This window comes from Allopseudospirillum japonicum, assembly GCF_900108915.1.
GTDB classification, from domain to species: Bacteria; Pseudomonadota; Gammaproteobacteria; order Pseudomonadales; family Halomonadaceae; genus Pseudospirillum; species Pseudospirillum japonicum.
Genome location: NZ_FNYH01000007.1, coordinates 1 through 23,671, shown reverse-complemented (window position 1 = coordinate 23,671; position 23,671 = coordinate 1). Strand labels below are relative to the sequence as shown.

At 43.7% G+C, this 23,671-nt stretch carries 22 protein-coding genes; 9 read left to right on the top strand and 13 right to left on the bottom strand.

Annotated features, from left to right (window positions below; genetic code table 11):
- The first annotated feature begins 305 nt into the window (after positions 1-305).
- The gene (locus tag BMX05_RS07605; RefSeq protein ID WP_093309600.1) at positions 306-1,889 is read left to right on the top strand and encodes a methyl-accepting chemotaxis protein; all 1,584 of its coding nucleotides are present in this window, start codon (positions 306-308) and stop codon (positions 1,887-1,889) included.
- 52 nt (positions 1,890-1,941) lie between these two features.
- On the opposite strand, the gene BMX05_RS07600 is transcribed toward BMX05_RS07605, so the two are convergent.
- Positions 1,942-3,891, bottom strand: coding sequence for an acetoacetate--CoA ligase (locus tag BMX05_RS07600; protein ID WP_093309599.1), 1,950 nt, complete (start codon positions 3,889-3,891; stop codon positions 1,942-1,944).
- A 215-nt stretch (positions 3,892-4,106) separates the two neighbouring features.
- Here BMX05_RS07600 and BMX05_RS07595 point away from each other — a divergent pair, with 215 nt between their 5' ends.
- Positions 4,107-5,033 (top strand): DMT family transporter, encoded by a 927-nt coding sequence (locus tag BMX05_RS07595; RefSeq protein ID WP_218139007.1) that lies wholly within the window; start codon positions 4,107-4,109, stop codon positions 5,031-5,033.
- Here BMX05_RS07595 and BMX05_RS07590 read toward each other — a convergent pair.
- The 4 genes from BMX05_RS07590 to BMX05_RS07575 all read right to left on the bottom strand — a co-directional run bounded on the left by BMX05_RS07590 (position 4,974) and on the right by BMX05_RS07575 (position 7,746).
- Entirely contained in the window at positions 4,974-5,423 is a 450-nt protein-coding gene (locus tag BMX05_RS07590) for a type IV pilus modification PilV family protein (RefSeq protein WP_093309597.1), read from the bottom strand. The genes BMX05_RS07595 and BMX05_RS07590 overlap by 60 nt on opposite strands.
- A gap of 25 nt (positions 5,424-5,448) precedes the next feature.
- Positions 5,449-6,369, bottom strand: coding sequence for a hypothetical protein (locus BMX05_RS07585; protein WP_143051951.1), 921 nt, complete (start codon positions 6,367-6,369; stop codon positions 5,449-5,451).
- Positions 6,370-6,472: 103 nt separating this feature from the next.
- Entirely contained in the window at positions 6,473-7,198 is a 726-nt protein-coding gene (locus BMX05_RS07580) for a hypothetical protein (RefSeq protein ID WP_093309594.1), read from the bottom strand.
- Entirely contained in the window at positions 7,192-7,746 is a 555-nt protein-coding gene (locus tag BMX05_RS07575; RefSeq protein ID WP_093309592.1) for a hypothetical protein, read from the bottom strand. Before BMX05_RS07575 ends, BMX05_RS07580 begins: the two co-directional genes overlap by 7 nt.
- Before the next feature lie 84 nt (positions 7,747-7,830).
- Here BMX05_RS07575 and BMX05_RS12895 point away from each other — a divergent pair, with 84 nt between their 5' ends.
- Complete coding sequence (locus BMX05_RS12895) at positions 7,831-8,247, top strand: type IV pilin protein (RefSeq protein WP_093309589.1); 417 nt, start codon at positions 7,831-7,833, stop codon at positions 8,245-8,247.
- A 5-nt stretch (positions 8,248-8,252) separates the two neighbouring features.
- Here the strand turns inward: BMX05_RS12895 and BMX05_RS12480 are convergent, their stop codons facing one another.
- Positions 8,253-8,399: a hypothetical protein gene (locus BMX05_RS12480; protein WP_177166833.1), complete on the bottom strand. Its 147-nt coding sequence runs from the start codon at positions 8,397-8,399 to the stop codon at positions 8,253-8,255.
- A 130-nt stretch (positions 8,400-8,529) separates the two neighbouring features.
- Complete coding sequence (locus BMX05_RS07565) at positions 8,530-9,723, bottom strand: amino acid aminotransferase (protein WP_093309586.1); 1,194 nt, start codon at positions 9,721-9,723, stop codon at positions 8,530-8,532.
- A gap of 435 nt (positions 9,724-10,158) precedes the next feature.
- On the opposite strand from BMX05_RS07565, the gene BMX05_RS12745 reads away from it, so the two are divergent.
- On the top strand, positions 10,159-10,758 hold the full coding sequence (locus BMX05_RS12745) for a DNA-J related domain-containing protein (protein WP_093309584.1): 600 nt from the start codon (positions 10,159-10,161) through the stop codon (positions 10,756-10,758).
- Between the two features lie 21 nt (positions 10,759-10,779).
- Positions 10,780-11,874, top strand: a complete 1,095-nt coding sequence (locus BMX05_RS07555; RefSeq protein ID WP_093309581.1) for a polysaccharide deacetylase family protein — start codon at positions 10,780-10,782, stop codon at positions 11,872-11,874.
- Here the strand turns inward: BMX05_RS07555 and ntrC are convergent.
- The 3 genes from ntrC to BMX05_RS07540 form a co-directional block, all read right to left on the bottom strand.
- Complete coding sequence (gene ntrC / locus BMX05_RS07550; RefSeq protein WP_093309578.1) at positions 11,871-13,304, bottom strand: nitrogen regulation protein NR(I); 1,434 nt, start codon at positions 13,302-13,304, stop codon at positions 11,871-11,873. The two genes, BMX05_RS07555 and ntrC, sit on opposite strands and share 4 nt — an antisense overlap.
- Positions 13,305-13,314: 10 nt before the next feature.
- Entirely contained in the window at positions 13,315-14,436 is a 1,122-nt protein-coding gene (glnL, locus tag BMX05_RS07545; protein WP_093309575.1) for a nitrogen regulation protein NR(II), read from the bottom strand.
- 191 nt (positions 14,437-14,627) lie between these two features.
- Positions 14,628-15,221, bottom strand: coding sequence for a DUF4124 domain-containing protein (locus BMX05_RS07540; RefSeq protein WP_177166832.1), 594 nt, complete (start codon positions 15,219-15,221; stop codon positions 14,628-14,630).
- 37 nt (positions 15,222-15,258) lie between these two features.
- On the opposite strand from BMX05_RS07540, the gene BMX05_RS07535 reads away from it, so the two are divergent.
- Both BMX05_RS07535 and BMX05_RS07530 read left to right on the top strand, forming a co-directional pair.
- Positions 15,259-15,921, top strand: coding sequence for a DUF1007 family protein (locus BMX05_RS07535; RefSeq protein ID WP_177166831.1), 663 nt, complete (start codon positions 15,259-15,261; stop codon positions 15,919-15,921).
- A 33-nt stretch (positions 15,922-15,954) separates the two neighbouring features.
- Positions 15,955-16,956 carry a nickel/cobalt transporter gene (locus BMX05_RS07530; protein ID WP_093309570.1) on the top strand — a complete coding sequence of 334 codons (1,002 nt, stop codon included), beginning with the start codon at positions 15,955-15,957 and terminating at the stop codon, positions 16,954-16,956.
- Positions 16,957-16,995: 39 nt separating this feature from the next.
- On the opposite strand, the gene BMX05_RS07525 is transcribed toward BMX05_RS07530, so the two are convergent.
- From BMX05_RS07525 to BMX05_RS07515, 3 genes are read right to left on the bottom strand one after another with little or no spacing between them, the layout of a single operon-like run.
- Positions 16,996-18,375: a sigma-54-dependent transcriptional regulator gene (locus BMX05_RS07525; RefSeq protein ID WP_093309568.1), complete on the bottom strand. Its 1,380-nt coding sequence runs from the start codon at positions 18,373-18,375 to the stop codon at positions 16,996-16,998.
- Entirely contained in the window at positions 18,359-20,674 is a 2,316-nt protein-coding gene (locus tag BMX05_RS07520; protein WP_093309567.1) for an ATP-binding protein, read from the bottom strand. The genes BMX05_RS07525 and BMX05_RS07520 overlap by 17 nt, the downstream gene beginning before the upstream one ends.
- A 34-nt stretch (positions 20,675-20,708) precedes the next feature.
- Positions 20,709-21,284 carry a plasmid pRiA4b ORF-3 family protein gene (locus BMX05_RS07515; RefSeq protein WP_093309565.1) on the bottom strand — a complete coding sequence of 192 codons (576 nt, stop codon included), beginning with the start codon at positions 21,282-21,284 and terminating at the stop codon, positions 20,709-20,711.
- A 131-nt stretch (positions 21,285-21,415) separates the two neighbouring features.
- Here BMX05_RS07515 and BMX05_RS07510 point away from each other — a divergent pair, with 131 nt between their 5' ends.
- Both BMX05_RS07510 and BMX05_RS07505 read left to right on the top strand, forming a co-directional pair.
- Positions 21,416-22,438, top strand: coding sequence for a hypothetical protein (locus tag BMX05_RS07510; protein WP_093309564.1), 1,023 nt, complete (start codon positions 21,416-21,418; stop codon positions 22,436-22,438).
- 422 nt (positions 22,439-22,860) lie between these two features.
- Positions 22,861-23,589 (top strand): TonB-dependent receptor plug domain-containing protein, encoded by a 729-nt coding sequence (locus tag BMX05_RS07505; protein ID WP_218139006.1) that lies wholly within the window; start codon positions 22,861-22,863, stop codon positions 23,587-23,589.
- Positions 23,590-23,671 lie beyond the last annotated feature (82 nt).

Below are 23,671 nucleotides of genomic sequence, written 5' to 3'. Positions count from 1 at the left end.
GCTTTTAATGACAAAATCATTGCATTTGTAACAGATAACCCCTATCTACAAGCTTGATACAAGTCAAAGCAGTCTGTGAGCATATCCCTTAGCTTTAACTAGCTTAAAATATACAGGTTTCTATAGCTTTGATTTATTTATCAATGAGTTATCTTAGAAATCTTTGATTTCAAGTTGCAGCTTGTTACATCTTTGTTCAGCGATATACCTTATACTGAGTAAGCTGGAGCAAGACAGTCTATGTCAGATTCGCTCTTCATCTGTCTCAAGTTGAAGAGTAAAACGTTTAATTGGTGCTTGTTCGCATGAAAATAAACTTGCCGGTTACGGATCAAGAGCAATCGCTTCCCAATGAGGGGCAACTTGTATCAACCACAGATTTAAAAGGTATTACCACGTACGCAAACCCGTTATTTTCCAAAATTAGCGGTTTTTCTAGTACAGAATTAGTTGGGCGAAATCACAATATTGTACGACATCCAGATATGCCACCGATTGCTTTTGCTGATCTTTGGCAACGCCTGAAAAAAGGTGAATCTTGGATGGGAATTGTTAAAAATCGTTGTAAAAATGGTGATTACTATTGGGTTGATGCTTATATTTCTCCTATTTATGAACAGGGTCAACTAGCAGGTTATCAATCGGTACGGGTTAAGCCACGTGCAGATTATGTAAAAAGAGCCAAAAAACTATATCAAGCCTTCCATTCTGGTCAGCGCAAAGCACCAAAAGCAAGAGTTAAATTAAGCCAACGTATTTTAGGTGTCTGGGGTAGTTTATTGATCCTTAATTTACTTGCCAGCTTAGGGCACTTTAATATAGATAATTTCTCAAGCCTGTATCTGATTATTCTATTTATTACCTCTTTATTGATAGGTATTAGTTGGACTTTCTGGCAATTAAAAGGGCTTAAACCCCTATTTGAACGTGCGCTTACTATTATTGATAACCCTGTCACGCAGGAAGTTTACAGTGGACGTATGGATGAGATAGGTGCCGCTCATTTGGCATTAAAAATGCAGCAAGCCCAGTTGCGTACGCTTGTGGGGCGGATTGAAGATACAACCCATAATCTAGGTGCAGTGGCAACCCGTACGCATCAAAGCGCGCAACAAGCAGAACAAGAAATTCGTACCCAAGAACAACAGCTAGATGGCATTGGTCAAGCAACGCATCAACTTACAGCAAGCATTCATAATATAGAAACCAATATGAATGAAATATCCGCCGCTATTGCGCAAATGGATAGCGCCACTCAAGATGGCAAAACCAGCATGGATACCAGTTTGGTACGTATTCAAACGTTATCACAACGCATTCAAGAAGCCATGCAAGGTTTAAATGCCTTGGCTGATCAGTCCAATGAGGTTGAACAAACACTCGCACAAATTACAGAAATTGCTGATCAAACGAATTTACTTGCATTAAATGCCGCGATTGAGGCAGCACGGGCCGGCGATCAAGGACGTGGCTTTGCCGTGGTTGCAGATTCTGTACGCCAACTGGCTGCAAGCACTAGAAAGTCTGCTGGCATAATTACACAGCGTATGCAGCAGATGCAAACTTGTGTTGAGCAGGCCGTTTCTAGCATGTCTGCCAGCCAAGAAGATACGCAAAACACACACAATCAGATTATTCATGCAGGGCAGCTTTTAACAGAAATCACCCAAGCCGCCGCTGCGGTACAAACACAAAATCAACACATTAGCACGGCCATTACGCAACAAGCACGTATGAGTGATGATTTAGAGATGAGCTTGGGCTTGATTCGTCAAGCGGCACAAAGCACTCTCACCACGTCTCATACCAGTGCGCAAGCCTGTGAGGCACTAGAAACCCAAGTTGGTGGTTTACAATCGTTGGTTAAAACCTTTACTTACCGTGCTTAATCAACAAGAGCCAGACAAAGCTGGCTCTTCAATGCTTGCATTCAGACAATAACTAGCTTTGCAATTCAGCTAAATTTTCAAACAAGCTTAAAGCTTCTGGGTTTGCCAAAGCATCCACATTTTTTACTGGACGCCCGTGCACGACATTGCGCACGGCCAGTTCAACAATTTTCCCCGAAATCGTACGTGGAATATCTGCGACTTCAATAATTTTAGCGGGCACATGACGTGGTGTTGTATTGGCGCGTATGGTTTCTTTAATCTGTTTACGAATTTCATCATCCAGCTGATAACCGGGCTGCATACGTACAAATAAAATCACGCGTACATCATCTTGCCAATCCTGACCAATACATAAGGATTCCAAAACGCTCGGGACTTTTTCCACTTGGCGATAAATTTCGGCAGTCCCGATACGTACACCACCAGGATTTAATACCGCATCTGAGCGCCCGTGAATAATAATGCCATCTTCTGCAGTAATTTCTGCATAGTCACCATGCGCCCAAACATTTGCATAATCGGCAAAATAAGCTGCTTGGTATTTCTCGCCGTTTTCGTCATTCCAGAAACCAATCGGCATCGAAGGAAAAGGCTTCACACAAACCAGCTCACCTTTTTGTTCGCGTACGCTTTCACCTTGATCGTTATAAATTTCTACCGCCATGCCTAAGCCGCGGCATTGCAATTGCCCGCGATAGACAGGACGAATCGGGCAACCTAACGCAAAGCAGGAAACAATATCCGTACCACCAGAAATAGAAGCTAACAAAATATCCTTGCCGATTTGTTCATACACATAATCAAAAGACTCATGCGCTAATGGGGAACCCGTAGACAGTACGGCTTTTAATGCCGTTAGATCAAAGCTTGCTTGCGGTGTTACACCTGCCTTTTCGCAAGCTGCAATATATTTGGCACTGGTACCAAAGATGCTGATTTTTTCTTCTTCAGCGATTTGCCATAAAGAGGAAGGCTGCGGATAAAAAGGCGAGCCATCATATAAAACCAAGGTAGCCCCGACAGCTAATCCGGAAACTAACCAATTCCACATCATCCAGCCGCAAGTAGTGTAATAAAATAAGGTATCGTCACGATGCAAATTGGTATGCAGCATATGTTCTTTCACATGCTGTAATAAAGTGCCACCGGCGGAATGCACAATACATTTGGGAACCCCTGTGGTACCAGACGAATACATAATATATAGCGGATGCGCAAAGCCTAATTCTTGGAACTCAATTTCTTGTGCTTGCGGGTCTTTGAAGTCTTGCCAGAGCTGAGCACGCGCTATGCTCTCAATGTTGGGTTGTTCCTGCACAAAAGGTAAAATGACCGCAGTTTCTATACTCGGAATACGCTGTAAAATTTCTGCTATTTTCGGCAAGGAATCTAGGGTTTTCCCTGAATAAAAATAACCGTCCGTAGCAAATAACACCTTAGGCTGAATCTGTCCAAAACGATCCATCACCCCATTGATACCAAAATCTGGCGAGCAAGAAGACCAAATAGCACCTAGGCTAGCGCTGGCTAACATTGCAATCACCGCATAAGGACTATTGGGCACAAAACCTGCAACACGATCACCAGCTTTCACCCCAGCACGCTGCAAACCTGCAGCTACTTCAGCCACCACTTTATAAAGTTGTGCATAGGTGTAGGTTTCACGTTGACCTTTTTCACCACGAAACACTAAAGCCAACTGATCATCACGATAACGCAGCAAATTTTCTGCAAAGTTTAACCGAGCTTCAGGAAACCAAGTCGCGCCTGGCATTTGCGCTTCATTGATTAATACCTGACTACCGACATCCGCAGCACGAATATCCCCGTATTCCCATACCATTTCCCAAAATTCTGCGGTGTTTTCTAGGCTCCACTGGTATAAATCGCTGTAATCTTGTAATTCGACCTCATATGCTTGGTTCACCGCTTGCATAAATTGGTACATATGGGTGTTGCGAATATAGTGTTCGGATGCCTGCCATAGGGGCGCATTCATGAGCCTATCCTCTTGTTGTTATCGAAAGGCGATTGCAGTCCAGCTTGAAGCTGCAGATTAGCAAAGCCTGCGCAAAATTCCAGCTTTTCGTTTACGTTAACGTAAAGCAAGAAGTGACTCAAGTTTGCCAATCCTTCCTTACTTAAAAAACTTACGTATTTTTACTGGTGTTTTTTGTACGTAAACCCTAATATCTTCTGTCTGCATCTTGGTTTATGGATGATCCTTATCACTTCTGGCGTGCCTTTCCCTATATGCCTATTGTCTTTGTTGCTTATGCAGCGGTTTTAACTATTTGGTCTACGACGCCTCTCGCGATTGTTTGGAGTAGTCAGGATTTTACCCCTGTGTTTGCTGCTTTTTCGCGGATGCTACTAGCCGCGCTTTTAGGTACCGGCTTGCTCTACCTTTTTAAAGTTCCCTTTCCAAGACACCGTCAGGCACTACAAGGCTATGCCGCAGCCTTGTTAGGTGTTTATGCCTCTATGATGCTGACTTATAGTGCAGCACCTTATGTACCCTCTGGACTTATGTCCTTATTATTTGGCATGGGGCCATTAATTTCTGGCTTGCTTGAACCCTGGTTACTTAAGGATCAAACAATGAGCCGTACACAAATCTTAGCTTTATGTATGGCATTTTGTGGATTAGGGATTATTTTTCAAGACGATGTTGTTGTCGATCAGCAGGTATTGACTTATAGTTTAATGGTTTTAACAGGTGTTTTTTTATTTTCTCTCAGTGCTATTTTAGTTAAGAAAAATGCCAGTGGCGTGCATCCTTTAGCACAAACCTTAGGTACTTTATGGGCTGCTGTACCTTGTTATGCCCTCACTTGGTGGTTATTAGATGGTGAGCTACCTCAGCTCGAAATCAGCAGCCATTCTTTATGGGCTATTTTATATTTAGCTATTTTTGGTTCTTTAGTTGGTTTTATTTGTTACTATTTTATTTTGCAGCAATTAAAGGCACGTACAGTAGCTTTAATCACCTTAATTACCCCCGTATTTGCCCTCATGTTAGGTCATTTGCTCAATCAAGAACCCTTAACCTCTCATTTAGCTTTGGGGGCAGGTTTAATTTTAATAGCCCTTATTTTGTATCAAGGTGGCCACTTGCGGTTGCTGCGTTGCAAAATTTGAATAAGTTGCTGAAATTAGTGGTTGATATGCTTGTAAATATATTGTTAAGCCTACCTGATGGGTTTGTGCTTGCGCATCAGACCAAGTGACTTGAACATCAACTTGCTGATATAAAACAGATGTTGCAGGATGACTTTGAGCTTGCAAACTAAAAACTATTCCTTGATTGGTATATTGTTCTGTTGCCTTAGTGGGTAAGCTTGCAAGATCCAAAGTATACAAGTTTTCTATATAAGCTTGTGCATAATTCATTGCTTGTTGACGTGCATAAACATAACTTGTTTGCTGCCATAATACTGCTTGTAAACTAAGCCAGCTCACCGCTGCTATGCCAATTAATAAAACGCCAATCAGTACCTCCAGCAAAGTCATTCCCTGTTGTGAGTACATTCTTATTTCCTCTTGTTATCTTATGCTAAAAGTCGCGCCAACTACCCAAAATCCGATGAACACCAATTCCTGCAATTTCTAAAGTTGCCCCTAAGTGATGATGACTTAATGAATAAATTTCCGTTTGTTTATTTAAGTTGTTTAACTTGCCATTCACCACCAAAGCTCCCACAATTTCTACTTGCTGCCATTGGCTTGCATCACAATCTCCCTCAATAAACACCAAGGCATACAAGGTCACATTTTGCAATTTTGGACAAGCAGCCTGTGCTGGAAAATAAATAAATACTTGCTGCTCTGGTGTCCCTAAGACTTGTGCTTCTGGCTGCCATATCTTTTGTTGAATTTTTGCTGCATCTACATAAAAAAATCGCCTTGCTGATACAGGGCGTACACTTTCTTGTTGCGCCAATTTTTTATAAGTTTCTCGATCAAGACGCGCGTTAACTAAATAACTCCAAGGGTCGTTAAGATCTGAGATAAATTGATGCTGCTGATGCACACATTCAGTATTGGCACTAGCATACGCATAAGGCAAGGGTTCGCCTTGCTGATTAAATCCAGGGTAAACACTTTCGGTTTCTATGCAGGCATGATTGATAATCGGCGGAATATTTTTGGCTGCTTCATTTAATAAAGGCAATTTGTCGGTCACCCAAATACTTTGCTGTGCCTTGATATGACTTTGATTGTCCGCATAAGCAGATGCTTTAATAAAAATATAAGGTGAAATTTTAGGAAAATATTGTTGTTGATATTGAATATTCACCTGATAGTTTTGTGCACCTGAACCTAATGCTGAAATTTGTAAATCAGCCCAACGTTGCTGATCTTGATATTGCCAATTTGGCTGATGACTCGGCTCACTCAACCAAGCAATGGCATAATCAATCCCTGTATTAGCTGCATAATAAGCTTTATGCGTCTCTTGACTTAAATGAGCCATCCGGATATCAGCTAAATTTATTCGTGCAGAAAACAAGGTCAAGCTAGCTAAGATAAACAAAATAAAGCTAACAAAGATTAAGCTCACTATTCCTTGTGATTTATTATAGCGAAGGTGCTTGATATATATCATTTCTCACTCTCACAATGCTTTCGAATGTTACTTTTAATTCTGGATATTTTGTATCTTGTGCTTGAATATAAAATTTTATATCACGGATCCATACACAAGCATCTTGTAACTGGCAAGGGGTTTCTTGATGTGCTTGACTTAAATTGATACTTCTCGCCTTTTGACTAGGTTTTTTTGCTTGATTAATATAAGTTACAGAAAAATTTTCAATGTGAATATGGAGAAGATTTAAAGCTTCGCCTTTCCAGTTATTAGATTGACAAGTTTCATCATCTTTACGCATCACAATATCTGGGTACTCCCAGCGAAATCCAAAGGCTTCATCTGTTTGATATTGACCGTCTTGATTTGCATCATAAGTATAAGTCACACAGTGGCACTGATTATCGATGCAATCATCTAACAATAGCTGATTTTCAGGTGTGTTAAATGGATTCTCTAGAAAATCAACATCATCTTGGTTTAAGTTAAGATGATGATAGCCTGCCCTACGAACATCCTTAGTGATTAGGGCAAGCATATTTTGTATATTATTTTGTAAATCCTTAGCCCGCATCATATAAGTATAATTTTTCAGGTGTTCAATATATAATCGAGTACCTGATAAAATCACAACTAACCCAAGGCTTGTTGCCAGTATAAACTCAAGCAAACTCATACCAGATATTTTGTAATAAGAGTTTTTGACTATTAACATGCATCAATTCCTGACAAATAACCAAGATCGACACAACTTCTTATACGCCCAGTACGGCTAACAATCACTTTTACCCGAGTATGCGGATGCTGAATTTCTAGCCAAAAGCTTCGATTAGAGATATTGCCTCGATAGGGATTAATATATTGATTGCCATTAGAATAATTTTTCCAGGTCACATGCGGATAAGTATCAGAAGTTAAACGTAGGCTTTGTAAAGTATTCGCATAAGGTAGGTAACAAGCTTGGCTTGCAGGCACAAATTGCCAGCAATCGCAACCTTCTGGATTTAAGCTCATACCTAAACACCAGAGTTGGCTGGTTTGTGCTTGACGACTAATAGTAATCATCTCTTGCCGACTGAGCGCTTGGGTACGTGCTTGTAAAAAATAGTACTCAAAATCGACGAGCGCTTGTCTTAACTCGGCTTTATAAATAAAGCTTTTTAATTGAGGGATAGCCCAAGTAAGGCTTAAACTAATTAAACTCACCAAGGTGAGCAACTCAATAAGACTAAATCCTGCGTCCTGTTTGCTTGCTTTATACATAGGCTTCTCCTAAACCTATATAGGCAATCTATCCTTATTTATCATCAACTCTATCTAAAGTAGTCAAACTAGGAGAGGAACAGGATGTTTTCTGCTAGAAGTTGTGATCTAAATCAAGGTTTTTCCCTTATTGAACTGATGCTTGTCATCTTGGCGTTAGGTATTTTAGCAGCACTTGCTTATCCTTCGTATCAACAGCAAGTGTTAAAAAGTCAACGCCAACAAGCTTGGACTTATTTAATGCGCATACAAATTGCACAAGAAAAATGGCGTGCATCACACCCAAGTTATACCCAAAGTTTACAAGATTTAGGTATGAGTAGTTTTACTGAGGAAGGGGATTATCAAATGGAAATACAAGTACTTGAAGAAGCTGCATGGGGATATCGCTTAATTGCAAAAGCTCAGGGTCAACAAACTAAAGATACTCCTTGCCAACTGATTATCTTGACATATCAGGCGGGAGTGACCCAAAAAACACCCCACGCCTGTTGGCCTTAAAGGCCTTATCCAAGATAAGGAATCATGGTACCAGAAAAATACTTGGTCCATACAATCGTTGCAGGCAATAAGCACATGGAAACGAGGACCACAGCTGCTAACACTACCCAGATTATACCGGCTTCATCACGGAAGTTTTCATCATGTGCCATAAATTAACCCATTCTCATATTTTGATGCATGTCAATAAGGTTTGTGGATTTTACACCGATTGGCTTCAATAAGAAAGCGCTACTAAAAAAAGCCCACCTTAGGTGGGCTTACTTCTTTAAGCTAATTGACTTACTGGCACACTTTAGCAATCGCTTGGCACAAATAAGGCAAGGTTTGATCATTAATCCCTGCAATATTGATACGTCCCGAGCGCACCATATAAATGCTGTACTCATCACGCAAACGATCGACTTGCTCAGGCGTGAGACCTGTATAAGAAAACATGCCTTTTTGCTCCGCGATACAGGCGAATTTATCGCCTAAGCCTTGCGGTTTGAGGGCATTAACAAAGGCATGGCGCAGATCAAGAATACGGGTGCGCATTTCGTCAAGCTCTTGCAACCAGTAGGCGGTTAGCTCGGTGCTTTCTAAAATAGTGGTGACAATCGCACCGCCGTGTGCAGGCGGGTTGGAATAATTTGCTCGTGCTACGACAGCCACTTGGCTTTTGACATTCTGCATTTGGTCGTGATTGGCAGCGACCATAATCAAAGTGCCTAAACGCTCACGGTACAAACCAAAATTTTTAGAACAAGAGCTGGTAATAATCACTTCAGGTAAGCGTTCAGCTAACAAGCGCACGCCGTACGCGTCTTCTTCCAAGCCAAGACCAAACCCTTGATAAGCAAAATCAATGAGAGGTAAAAAGCCTTTATCTTCAGCAAGATCCGCAATTTTTTGCCATTGGTGTTCAGATAAATCAAAGCCACTGGGATTATGGCAGCACGCATGCAATAAGACGACATCACCTGCTGCAACCTCTTGTAGATCCGCCAACATGGACTCAAAATCTAAGCTGTTGGTTGCCGCATCTACATAGGCATAATCTCGGGTTGGGACGCCTGCAGCTTCAAAAATGCTTAGATGGTTTGGCCAAGTAGGACGGCTCACCCAAACTTTGGCTTGAGGTAAAGTTTTATGAATAAAATCCGCTGCTAAACGCAGTGCGCCTGTACCCCCTGGAGCTTGCGTAGCACAAGCACGTTTGGCTTCAAGTACAGGAGATTGACTACCAAGCACTAAAGACAACAAATGCTGCCCATATTGAGGGTCGCCATGAGAACCGATATAGGATTTAGTCGTTTCACGCGCAAGCAACAAGGCTTCTGCTTCTTTGACTGCACGTAAAATGGGCGTATGCCCCTGAGCATCGCGATACACGCCTACCCCTAGGTCAATTTTGCTAGGGTTAACGTCCTGATTAAAGGCATCGATTAAACCAAGGATAGGATCCCCTGGCACGCGCTCAATTTGTTCGAACATGAGTTCATTACCTCGTCGGTATCTACCGTCACAAAGATTAGGATGTGCTGTGCAGGTGACTTCAGCACCTAAGCGCTCTTTCGGCTGCGACGTCTTGCAAAGAGGTCTAACAGGAAGGCATGACCACTTAACCGCGCCTAACGCTTACCAATAAGCACAAGAAAACCAGCCAAGCTCAGCAAGAAGTACAGCTGATTGATGCTGACTTTCCACAAGATCAGCAAGTTAGTGTAGCGGATACTCAAGGTTCTGATAAGTATACGCAGAAAATTTAGGGCTTCTTGATAGGAAAAAATACATATCTAACGAATGCTGACAAATCCATACGCACAAAAAGGATAGATTTTCATTCCGGTCCCTTATTGTTAACATGCACTCTAAACGCCTTTAGGGCTGATTTTGCGATTGACACCATACTAAGCGGACGGTTTTTAGATGAAGGCGCTACAACTGAGCCAACTACATCAGGATCTTGTCGAAGTTCTTAGCCAATATCCTGAAGGAATTAACGAACATACCTTGCTGAAAGTACTCCATGAGCGTGGTGTGGTGGAGCTAAAGGAAAATACTTTTAGCGATTCGGTCGAACTGTTTCGCACCCACTTTCTATTATATAACGCTCTTTACCAACTTAGAGATGAACTGTGGCGACATGCACGAGGGCATTTAGAAATTAGTGCGACTCGGGTGTGCCTAAGCCCGTATCAAATTGCCAGTGCGGCTCTCGATGAGTACGATCCTATGCGTGATTATTACTTGGATATGCAAGTACTTGAGCAAACCACGCGGGAAGATATCGATGCGGCCCTCAACAGCTTTTGGAAACGCTTTCATGAAGAAAATGTGTTTGCCAGTGGCGGTTTACAAGCACAAGCCTTGGCGACTTTGGGCTTAAGCACAGGAACACCAGCACAAGAAATTAAAAAGCAATACCGTCGCCTTGCGATGCGTCACCATCCTGACCGTGGCGGTGATCCGGGAAAACTACAAGAAATTAACGAAGCAATGGCGATTTTAAAACCTTTGCTACGCTAAATAATCAAGCAAGGCTGATTTATGTTGTTATCTAAACGCGGTTGGTTTTACTTAGTTGGTATCCTGTTAGTTTGGGTCTGTTTAATCCCATATACATGGGCAGCGCAACATGCGGTGATCTTACATTACGAGCATGTGAGCGAGCGCACACCGCCCAAACAGAGCATTAGTCCAGATGATTTTGCAAAACACCTTAAAATCATAGAAAAAGAAGGTTTCCAAGTTTGGCCTCTCCCCACGATTTTAAGTTATTTGCGCACTCGTAAACCCTTGCCTGATAAGGTCATCGCGATTACTTTTGATCGTGCCTATATTAGCGTGTATCAAAATGCAATCCCCCTGCTACAAGCCCGCCAGTGGCCTTTTACTTTGTTTATTAGTGCGCAAGATGTTGAAAGTATTTATCCCACATTTATGACGTGGAAAATGCTCAAAGAAGTGCAAGCCAAAGGCGTGACTTTTGCTAACCAAGCGTATCGGTATGATTTTCTTGTACGTTTACAAGCCCAAGAAACCCCACAAGCTTGGTATCAGCGTATTTTGACTAGTATTAAGGAAAATCAAGCGCGTATCGAAATGCATCTTGGGAAACAGCCGAAAATTTTTGCTTATCCCTATGGTGAGTATTCCCCTGAGCTGCAAAGCTTGATTGCGAAAGCTGGGTATTATGGCGTGGGTCAGCAGGAAGGCCCTGCAAGTTTATATGCGAGCTTGACGGCTTTGCCGCGTTTTTCTATGACAGGTGCGCATGCACAAGTAGCGAGTTTAAGTAGCAAACTGTATGCTCTGCCTTTGCCCGTGATTAAGCAAACGCCCCAATCCTCTGTATTAGATGGACAAGAACGCCGCCCGAGTGTGTATTTAGAACTAGAAAATGGTGATTACCGTTTACAAAGTTTAAATTGTTACGATCATCAAGGGCACTTATTGAAGGTGAAACGCGAAAAAAACCACCTACAAGCGTCACAAGTCTGGGTGAGTACGACTTATGATTTACAAGCGGGCCAAGGCTATTTTCAATGTAAGGCACCTTCGAAAGAAAGCGCCCGTACCTATTGGTGGATGATGCCTTGGTTTATTCCTGATGAAAACGGGCGTTGGTATCGCAAGCCCTAATCTTGCACTTCATCTTGGGCTAGCTTGCTGTCTAGCCCTAGTTCCTTCATCTTGCGGGTGAGAGTATTACGCCCCCACCCCAGTAATTCCGCAGCATCGCGTTTACGTCCGCCGGTATGCTTGAGTGCAACCTCTATCATAATACGCTCGAAAGTGGGTACAGCCTGGGCTAATAAGTTGTGGCCACCAGTTATCAAGACTTGTTCTCCCCATTGACGTAAAGCGGTTTCCCAATCTTGATGGGCATGGGCTGGGGTTTGCTGTTGTAGCTCAGGTGGTAAATCTTCAATGTGTACTTCGCGGCCGGAAGCCATCACAATAATCCAACGGCAGGTATTTTGTAGCTGACGTACATTGCCTGGCCAAGGGAGCGTTTGTAAATAATCCAAGGTATCTGCTTTTAATAATTTGGGTTCTACCGTCAGTTCTTTGGCAGCTTGTACAAGAAAATGCTGCGCTAAGCGTGGAATATCTTCGCGTCGATCGCGTAATGCAGGCAAATGAATACGAATCACATTGAGGCGGTGGAATAAGTCTTCACGAAAACGTCCTTCGTGTACTAAATATTCCAAATCTTGATGTGTGGCAGCAATAATACGCACATCCACCTTGACGGAAGTATGACCGCCTACACGATAAAATTCTCCATCGGCAAGCACACGCAGTAAACGGGTTTGAGTTTCTGCCGGCATATCACCAATTTCATCGAGAAATAAAGTCCCACCATTGGCTTGTTCAAAACGTCCACGACGCAAAGCCTGCGCCCCAGTAAAAGCGCCTTTTTCATGGCCGAAAAGCTCAGATTCCATCAGATCTTTTGGAATCGCTGCCATATTCAGTGCAATAAAAGGTTTTTGCGCACGCGGACTATGATGGTGCAAGGCATGGGCAACTAGCTCTTTACCGGTTCCTGATTCACCATTAATTAATACAGTAATGTTGGATTGGGACAAACGCCCAATCGCTCGGAAAACTTCCTGCATCGCAGGTGCTTCACCAATAATTTCTGCGCTGGCTAAAGTTTCCGCCTCTACGGATTGCGCTTTGTGCTGATCCTCATGTGCATGTTGCAAGGCGCGTTTGACTAAGGCGACGGCTTCATCTAAATCAAAAGGCTTGGGTAAATATTCAAAAGCACCGCCTTGATAAGAAGAAACCGCACTATCTAAATCCGAATGTGCGGTCATAATAATCACCGGCAAATGCGGGTAATTTTCGCGGACTTGCGCGAGTAAGCCCAAGCCATCCAAACCGGGCATACGAATGTCCGTAATCAAGACTTGGGGTTGCTGGCGACTGAGTTGGCGTAAAGCTGTATCCGCACGTTCAAAGGCGGTGGTGCGGATTTGCTCTTGTTCTAAAGCACGTTCGAGTACCCAACGAATGGAACGGTCATCATCAATAATCCAGACATGCGGCATGGCTTGCATAACTAACACCTTAAGAGTTGAAAACGGATGTCCCTGACGATTCGGGTTTATCTTGTGTAGGCTGACTTTGATCCAGGGGGATAAGTAAGGTAAATTCTGTGTGCCCCACTTCACTGCGGCATTCGATAAGACCTTGATGTTGCTGCAAAATTGATTGAGCAATGGAAAGGCCTAATCCTGTGCCTTGCGCGCGTCCGCTGACCATGGGATAAAAAATTTTCTCTAAAATATCTGCAGGAATCCCAGGGCCATTATCAATAATTTTCACTTGGCCAATCAGACGATGACGTTCCTGTCCTAAGGTGAATTGGCGTTTTGCACGTGTACGTAACACAATGCGCCCATTAGCTTGTCCCGCTTCTTGAACTGCCTGTAAGGCATTGCGTACGATATTTAGCAGGGCTTGCAGTAATTGTTCTTGATCACCTAAAAATTCAGGTAAGCTCGGATCATAGTCACGCACAAAACGCACTTGATCTCCAGCTTCTGCTTTAATCAGGGTATGGACTCGTTCTAGTACCGCATGAATATTGACAGAATCTTTTTGTAAAGGCTGTCTTGGCCCGAGCATGCGATCAACTAGATTACGCAACCTATCAGCTTCACTAATAATAATTTGCGTATATTCTTTCAGCTCTGGGCTTGGTAGGGCACGCTCTAATAATTGTGCTGCCCCTCTTAATCCACCAAGAGGATTTTTAACTTCATGGGCTAGCCCGCGCACCAAAACACGTACAGTTTCTTGTTTGGCTAGCAGATCTTCCTCACGTGAAATACGCAACACGCGATTACGTGGGTAGATTTCGACTAATAAAGGGCTTTGATGTTTTTCAGGCAAGGGATTGACGGTGTAATCCACAATCACCTGATCCCCGTTATGTAAAAGGAGCACGGCTTCGCGTTTGGTAAAAGGGTGACCGCTAATGGTGGAAGCTTCTAAGGTATCTAAACCTTCTTCTGGTTCCGTAAAGACTTGATATAAGGGTTGGCCAGAGGTGCGCGCCAAACTGGCCGCGAGCAGCATTTCAGCGGCAGGATTTAAATACTGGATATTGAGCTTTGCATCTAAAAGTAAAATGGCCGTGGATAAGTTATCTAATAGCTGGCGTGCAAATTCTGGATGTAAGTGCATAACAGGGCCCTCCCTCAGCCTAGTCAAAGCAAAATCTGCACCAAGATTTGATAATCATCAAAAAAAACCTAACTTTTAGTGCTTTTGCGGTGCATGCGCTTTAGGCATTTGAGGTCGCCTATGAATAAAAAAGCCCTTTTTTGGTGCAATTAAATATAAGCTAGCATTTTAGTGCACTGAAAAAAAGCGTATTAAGGATTTTGCGATGCTTTACGGCGCTCTTGTTGTGCTTGGGTGACGCGATGTAGATAAAAAGTACGCACTGGACTGGTATAAAACACACCACGGTAATCATCTAACACTTCTATTTGTAATTGATGCTGACCTGGCGGGAGATGATGCAACACAAAATACAAGGTATGCATTGGCGATTGATGTACGCGGCCATCAAGTTTTAATTGCACTTTATGGCCTTGCGCAAGCTTGGGTTGACTTTTAAGGGCGACTGTGACATTGCCAGCCGCATTGTAAATGTGGGCATTGGCTTGTGGTTCAATAATTTCAAAACTCTGGTACTGCACTGGCCATGCTGGGGGGGGGTGATTGGCTGGTGGACTGGTGCGCTTATTTGGAGAAGCCGGAGGCGTGCTCTCCTTTGTTGTGCTGCGCCACTGAGATGGCGGGCTCACTTCTGTATACGGTGGTAAATCGACTTCTTGTGCACCTTTAGCCGGTGTATTGGAATAGACACGACGTCCATTTTCATCGATCCAAGTATAGATTGTATCGGCCCAAGCGCTCGTGGCTATGAGCCCAGCAAAGACTGCGTATAATAACCGCCGCACCAGCTTTCCCCTCAAACTCAAGTGTGAGATTTTAACCATGAGTGTACCGAGTTTCTTGTTATTTGGCTTGCTTGTTAGTTTCACCTGTTGGTTAAGCCCTAAAGCCCATGCCCATCCTCATGCTTGGATTGATCTGCGGGTACAAGTCCTTTTCAATCAAGAAAAACAAATTGTTGGTCTACGCCAAGCATGGCAGCTTGATCCCATGTATAGCTTAATGGTGCTAGAAGATATGCAAGCACATGCAAGCGAGCAAGCCTCCTTAGATGCGCAATTGGATACTTTTGGCGCGCAAATGATTCAAAATTTGGCAGCTTATCAGTACTTTTCCGTTATTTATGTGCAAGGCCAGAGAATCAATACGCGTCCAGTGCAAGATTTTAGTATTCGCCATGTGAATGGGCGTGTTGAGTTAATGTTTGAGCTTTTGCTAGATCAGGCAAGTGATTTCTCCTCTGGACTAGAATACCGGATTTATGATCCTACGTATTACATTGAAATGCTGCACACAGAAGAAGCGCCTGCTTTAAGTTTGCAAAATCCACCGATTGATTGCCAAACGAATATTATTTCAGCCAACCCGACGCAAGAAGAAATTGACCGTGCTGCGGCTTTAGACCGTACGCAAGAAGCCCCAGATAATCTCGGCGTCATTTTTGCAGAAACTGCTGTGATTCGTTGTCCTACAACGAACAATTAAATGTTATAATATAACATTTTGGAGCTTGCCTTTATGTCGTTATCTTCTTCAAAGCCGCAAATCTTGCATACGTTAAAACCTTCCTTGGGGGCTTCCCCAGTACAAACTAGCTCATCAGCGGCACCCCCAGATTTTTCTCAATTACACTTTCAACCTTTGGTGAAAAAATCTCGTTTTCATATGGGATTATGGATTGCTGGGGCCTTGTTAGCACTAGGTTTAGGTGCACTGATTTATTTCCAGCAGGATATTTGGCGTTATGTCTTAGCAGAACAACGCCAATGGCATCATCAGTTAGCTAGCCAGTTACAAATATTAAAAACGCAAATCAATTGGCATGCTATTGCGACCTTATGGGGTCTGTCTTTTGCGTATGGCGTCTTTCATGCGCTTGGCCCTGGGCATGGCAAAGCCATCTTAAGCACGTATAGCCTCACACAAGGGCATCATTGGCGCTCAAGTGCTGGCTTGGCTTTGCTTGCTTCTTTATTGCAAGGCGTGGTTGCGATTCTTCTGGTTGTGGTCAGTACCTTGCTGCTGGATCAGGTGGCGCGTAAAGCACTGACACATGCCACACAGCTTGAAAGTTATAGCTTTATATTGTTGATGGGATTAGGGATTTATTTAATTGGGAGTGCCTTATATGCAGGGTGGCGTAAAAAAACGACTTGTGGTTGTGGGCATTCTCATACTCACCCGAAGCAGCAAGCCAGTTTTTACGCCACGGCACTGAGCGTGGGCTTGCGTCCTTGTAGTGGGGCGTTATTAGTTCTGATTATTGCTTCCTTGTTAGATATTTTAGCTTTGGGGATAGGCGCGGTTTTATGCATGGCATTAGGCACAGGCTTAACTGTTGCGGCCTTAACTGTAGCCAGTGTACAAGCCCGCACTTGGATATTTGATGCCTCTTCTGCACAGCAATGGCGTTATACAGGTTTAGTTTTAAAAAGCTTGGGTGGTGCGCTGATGTTCTGGCTTGGCTGGGGATTATATCAAAGTGCACAAGTACAAGGTGCGCATCCTATTTTGGGCTAGGTTGTTAATCAAATCCTTGCGCACTTGGGCGAGGAAGTCTCAAGGTACAAACTCTTCGCGCGATAGGGCATATTTTTTTAACTTGTCATACAAGGTTTTGCGTGGGATACCTAAAGCTTCCATCGTGGCTTTAATCGAGCCTTGCTGGCGTTCTAGTTCTTGCCGAATCAAGCTTTTCTCAAAAATTTCGACCTGCTGAGGCAGAGTAAGTGCTTGGGTGCTGGCCTGACCATTGAGCATTTCATCCAAGTCATAAGCATAAGCCTCACCTAAAAGGACATAACGCTCAGCGAGATTACGTAATTCACGTACATTACCAGGCCAAGTATGGCTCATCAGCACAGATAAATGACTGGCCTCTAAAGGTGGCGGACTTTGCCCAATCCGATTGGCTGCCACTAAGACAAAATGTTGAAATAATAAGGGAATATCTTCTAAACGCTCACGTAAAGGGGGAATATTGAGGGTGACCACGTTTAAACGATAATATAAATCTTCGCGAAAGCGTCCAGCCGCCGCTTCTTGTAATAAGTCGACTTTGGTGGCTGCAAGGACACGGATATCGAGCGGAATTTGCGTATTGGAACCAAGGCGCTCTAAAGTACGTTCCTGCAAAACACGTAATAATTTGACCTGCAAATTCATGGGCATAGATTCAATTTCATCCAGAAAAACTGTGCCTTTTTGTGCATGTTCAAACTTACCAATACGTTTGCGTTGCGCGCCGGTAAAAGCACCTGATTCATGGCCAAACAGCTCGGATTCCATAATGGCCTCAGGAATAGCACCACAGTTAATGGCGACAAAGTTCTGCGCACTTCTGGGGCTATGCGCATGAATATAACGCGCGATCAAATCCTTACCACTGCCGGTTTCTCCCCACAATAAAATATCGGTATTTACAGCAGCTACGCGAGTGATCATGGTATGTAAACGCTGTACGCTAGGCGTGCGTCCTATGATACGTGGACCTGGGGCAGAATGAACCGCAAGCTGTTGTTTTAAAATGCGGTTTTCTAACGTAAGCCGACGCTTTTCTAGGGCACGTCGCACACCATCTAATAAAATTTCTTGGCTGAAAGGCTTTTCAAGAAAGTCATAAGCGCCTTGACGCATGGCAGCAACTGCAGTGGAAATATCTCCATGCCCTGTAATTAAAATCACTGGTAAGTCAGGGTCTAGATGTTGTAAGGCTTCCAAAAAAGCGAGCCCGTCCATTTTAGGCATACGAATATCACTAATGATCACACCTGGCCATTCATCCACTTCGCCAATATGTGTTAAGGCTTCTTGCGCTTGTGCATAGGCAAGTACTTGGTAACCTGCCAGTTCCAGGGTTTGCCTTAAGGTTACCCGCAGATGATGTTCATCATCTACCACAATGACAGTTTCTAAAGCCGGATCAAAAGGTGCTTGCATCGGAAAATACCTGTCGCGAAGGGGAAGCCAACTGCTGAAGATCACTCGCTGGTAACAAGATTTGCATTTGGGTCCCTGTATGCAAGACTTGTGCGCTGAGCTCTCCTTGCAGATCTTTGATAATTTGATAAGAAATCGATAATCCCAACCCGAGGCCTTGCCCGCTAGCTTTGGTGGTAAAAAAGGGATCAAAAATATGCGGCAAATGGTCTTCTGCGATACCTACGCCATTATCATATACCTGCATGCCAATACGTTGCGGATATTCTGTATGTACAAAAGCACTCAACTTTAAGCAAGGATTCACCACTTCTTTTAACGCATGCAAAGCGTTGGAAACAAGATTGACCATGACTTGTTCAAGGCGCACAGGATCAGCTTGCACATAGATTTCTTCTTCAGGCACATCTAGGGTAACTTGAATGCCGCTTTCTTCAATCTGGGTTTGGTATAGACTCAAGGCATACTGAAAACTGGCTTGTACAGAAACAGGCACAAGATGGCCATCACTTTTACGTGCAAACACTTTCAGTTGGGCACTAATTTGCGCCATGCGTTGGGTGAGTTCAACAATTTGCTGCAAGTTATCTGTTGCCGCTTGATAACGCTCACGGGTTAAAAAAGCTTGCGCATTTTCTGCATACGCACGAATGGCAGCCACAGGCTGGTTTAGTTCGTGGTTGATACTCGCAGAAAGTTGACCAAGTAGCGCCAATTTAGCCGCTTGCACCAATTCATCGCGTGTATGTCGCAGCATGGCTTCTGTATGTTGATGCTCTTCAATTTCTTGGCGCAGTCTTTGGTTGCTTTCTTCTAAGTCTAAGGTACGTTCTTGGACTCTTTGTTCTAATAAATCATGGGCTTGCTGGAGTGCCGTTTCTTGTTGCTTGCGCTCACTAATATCATACAAGGTTGCCATCCAGACGACGCCATCGAGTTCGGGAAGCGGGCTGATGGTCAGTTCAATCGGAAAAAGGCGCTTATCTTGTCCCAAAGCTAACACTTCTAGGGGAAAGTGCTGACTGGCGTCTAGCTCAGCTAAACAGCGCTCACGATCTAAAGGCGCAATTAAATGGATCAAAGGCTGTTGGTATAAATCGCAAAACTGGCAACTAAATAACTGTGCCGCCATGGGGTTGATATACTGGATATGGCCTTGTGCATCCAAGGTTACAATGCCTGCGTGTGTATTATCGAGTAACGCCCGAATGCGTGCCTCATTACGTTCTAAGGCGAGTTGGCTTTGACGTTGATAATATTGACGCTCGTGCTGGCGTTTACGGCCTTGACGCCAGAATAAACCTGCCAGCACTAAAACTGCATAGCCAACGCCAGCAAGAAGGGTCATTTGATACACTTGCAGGCGTACCGGATGCGTTGGTTTAAGCATATGTAAACGCCAACCGGCTTCCGGAACTGGGTAAGAAATATGTAAATATTCCACGCCTTCCGCCTTTCTTGCCTGGGCAATACGCCAGATTTGCGTTTCCTCGGGTGTTTCTGTAGCCAAGGGTTCATTCGCAACTAGAGGAAATTCGGGTAAGGGATGACGTGCATAACGCCGCGAAGCATATAAAGCGGCACGTTCTTTTGCATTGAGTGTTTGTAAGGTGCTCAGACGCCAAGGCTCGTGCGAACTGAGAAAAATCACGCCTTCAGGGGTGCTTGCAAGGATTTCTCCACGGGCATCCTGCCAAGGATTTTCTAAGGCATCAATCCCAATTTTGGCAACGACGACGCCTAAAATATTCTGACTTGCTGGATCTCGTACCGGATAAGAAAAATAGTAACCACGAGCGCCTGAAGTGGTGCCTAAACCATAAAAGCGTCCGCGTAAACCTAAAATGGCATCTTTGAAATACGGACGAAAAGCAAAGTTTTGTCCAATAAAATTGCGCGGTAATTGCCAGTTGCTGGCAGCGACAGTTAAACCCTGTGCATTGAGAAGGTAAATATCTAAGACACCAGCAATTTTTCTATGCTCATCTAACATCTGGTTGATATCTTCTAAGAGCATATAATCTTCAGGCACTTTTAAATAAGTACTCAATTCATAGCGGGCAGCGAGCATCTCTGGTAGATATTCATACTTCGCCAATACCCCCCTTAAACTAGTCGCATGCAGCATCATCTCGCTGCGGGCTTCACTTTGCAGATGAGCAAATGCAGTGGTTTGTGTCCAGCGCGCTGTTTGCCAGAGTACGCCGACAAAAAGACTGGCTAAAAGCCCAGCAACCAATAAGAAACGCCAAGAAAGAGGGAGAGGGCGTGCAGGCAAAAAGGGGGTAGGTGTTTTCAAGGATACAAGACTCTAATTAATCAAACCGCTGAGTTTATAAATAGTTCAGCTTTAATTGGCGTAAACGGTAATTGACCTGATGGCGATCAAAGTGGCTTGGGTCAAACTTATCGGGCAAAAGCTGTAAAATATCTTGATAATCTGGATGTTGTGGATGGGTATAGGCATCTAAAAGTGCCTCAAATCCCCAAGCACCACCGCAATTTTCTGGTGGACAAGCGCGTCGTCCTGCTTTGCAATATAAAGGCGCACGCTTTAAATCATAAGTAAGAATTTGCTCTAAGGTAATGTCATGCAACCAGCTACAACCAAAATCATATTCATAGGTGAGCCAATCGCCTTCATATTTAAGCAAATCGCGTAAGCGCGTCTTTTGCTCTGCTGCCCAAGTGAAACGCGAAAAAGGATCCAAGTCCCCAATCACCTCATGGTGATAAATGAATTGGTGTTCGTGATAATTTTCCCACCCCATCGCAATTTGTAAGACTTGGTGAAAAGAGGCGAGAGATAAGGTATCTGTCACTAATAAACGCCGCCAGATAGGCGGACGCGCTTCGTGTAGGGAGACCTTGATTTGGAATAGGTGACGCAAGGTGACAAGATTGCTCATGGGAGGCGACTTCAGCTCACTAAGCCAGTAGGGCTTAAAGGTTTTTGCATAGAATATCAAAAAACGCTTTCGGTTTCAGGTCGTGCCGAAGAGGTTAATTTTTGGTACCCAATCTTTGGAGAATTTAGGTTATGTCTTTATCTGCAAGTGAAACCTTTGATTGGACGGATCCTATCATCCAGGATGCTGCGATCAAACTGTATCAGCAAGAGTGGATTAGTGCACTTGCTTACAATCAAGATTTAATCGATTACTTACTCGCGCGTACTTGGCTAGAGCCAACTCATAGAGATGAAGAATATGTACTAACTGGCATCGGCAAACAAGCGCTGGCGCAATGGCTGGATAAACATATTCCGAATTGGAATCAATTACCTAGCTCAGAAACCTTGCTAAATCAGCAACAACAAGAAGTCAACAAAAGGTATGAATTTATTCAGCCGCGTTTGCAGCAACCCTTACCTGAAGTCATTAATGAAAACGTTTTTAACTGTATTTTCACTGGAGATAATCAGGGAGCAGTCGCTGCGGAACTGAGGGAAAAACTCCCCAAGGAATATCAAATTTGCCAAGATAGGCGCTTACACTTGCGTGGTCATATGGATTTGCGTATTAAGCGTCATGCGCGCCGCCCCATTCGGCTAGAGCGGATAATGGAAATGCTGAGCGAGGTGGCTTTATCTGAGCGTGATCTGCTCGATATGCAAGAACTCGATGGCGAACTACCTTATTTGGTGATGACGGTGGAGGATTATGGGGTTTTTTTGGATATGCCTTTACCTGATCACTTATTACTTGTGTGGGCGCAAGCAGAACATCATTCTTTAGTGGCACGTTTTTTAAAGTTATTTCCACACTTTGTGCCGCATTTACATTTTGGGGATTTGGATCATTCAGGCCTTTTATTGGCAGAGTATTTATCCCGAGAAACTGGCCGTCCTGTACGACGTTTTATTCCGCATTTTTGGGATGAATACCGCCAATACTATGCGCAGCCAACTCAAGAAGAAGCAGGCAAAGGCGGACGTTGGCGCGGGGCAGTTTTGTCTGCACCTGTGCTCAAGGATTTAATGCAAGATCAACAATGGATGCCGCAAGCCACTTTGATCTTTGATCAAAGACTGCCAGAGGAATTGGCGAAGCTATTAGATTGATCTGATAAATCAGTGCTTATTTTGCTAGTTGCTGTAACCAAAGCAAAAAATCGTACAGAAAACACGTCTTTGAAGACATGAAATAGCTGCTATGGTGATAGCGATTTGATCATCGTAAATTAGCGGTAAAACTAGGCTTACGCCCCGAAATATTAAGCCGGCTTTTATGCACCTTGTGTGACCAAGGTGCGATTCAAGGACAAAAACCACACTAAAGGCTGATCAAGCTAGACTTGCTGCAAGATGCATAACCTAATTGCCCTAAAGAGGCACCTGCTTCCAAGGGCGGTTTCTATTGTCTACTGAAGAGGCCTTAGCCAAAAATAAAATATAAATTGCTGATTCCATTATTGCAATGTTATAACATAACATTATAAGATCTATCTTATATAAGTAACCTTGCATGACGGAATTCTCACCTTATGTCTCACACCAGCACCTTCTTCTATTATTTGTCTTCCAGCCTTTATTTTTGTGCGCTTGCACCTATGGGTTGGGCACACGAGGGCGGACATACGCCTGATGAATTAGCGACTTTAAATATTCCTGTGATTCAGGTGAAAGGACAGGTAGAGACTGATCCTTTTGTAAAGACGCTGGATACTGAGTATTTATCGCGTAGCCTAGCGCAGGACTTGCAAGATAGCTTTAAGCTAGATCCCGCTGTTCAAGTCGGTACAGGATCACGCAATGGACAAAAAATCTTCCTGCGTGGTATAGAAGATTTGCATTTGAATATACAAATTGATGGCGCACGCCAAGGTGGTAATGTTTTTCATCACCAAGCTAGATTACAAATAGATCCTTTTTTGATGAAGCAAGTCCGTGTGTTCACAGGACCAGCCCAAGCCGATGCAGGCCCAGGTGCCTTAGGTGGCAGTGTGGTACTGGAAACTCTTGATGCTCAAGACTTGTTACAAGGTCGAGCATTAGGTGCACGGGTCAGTACACATTATGAAAGCTCTAGCGATTTATTTGGAGGTATTACAGCCGCTTATGGTCAATTAAGTGATCATCTTGGGATATTGGCCTATGCACGAAAAAACTCGAATAATGAGGTACGTGCTGGTGGAGGCGATTCTATGGTCTCTACAGATGGTCAGCATGATAACTATTTATTAAAAGCGAGCTTGTTAGATTTAGCAGAATAGCCCGAAAACCCTCGCCCAATGCGGGCGGGGATGAAAGGGCTAATCAGGCGTAGCCTGATTTTGTACAAAATCCTTGTGATGT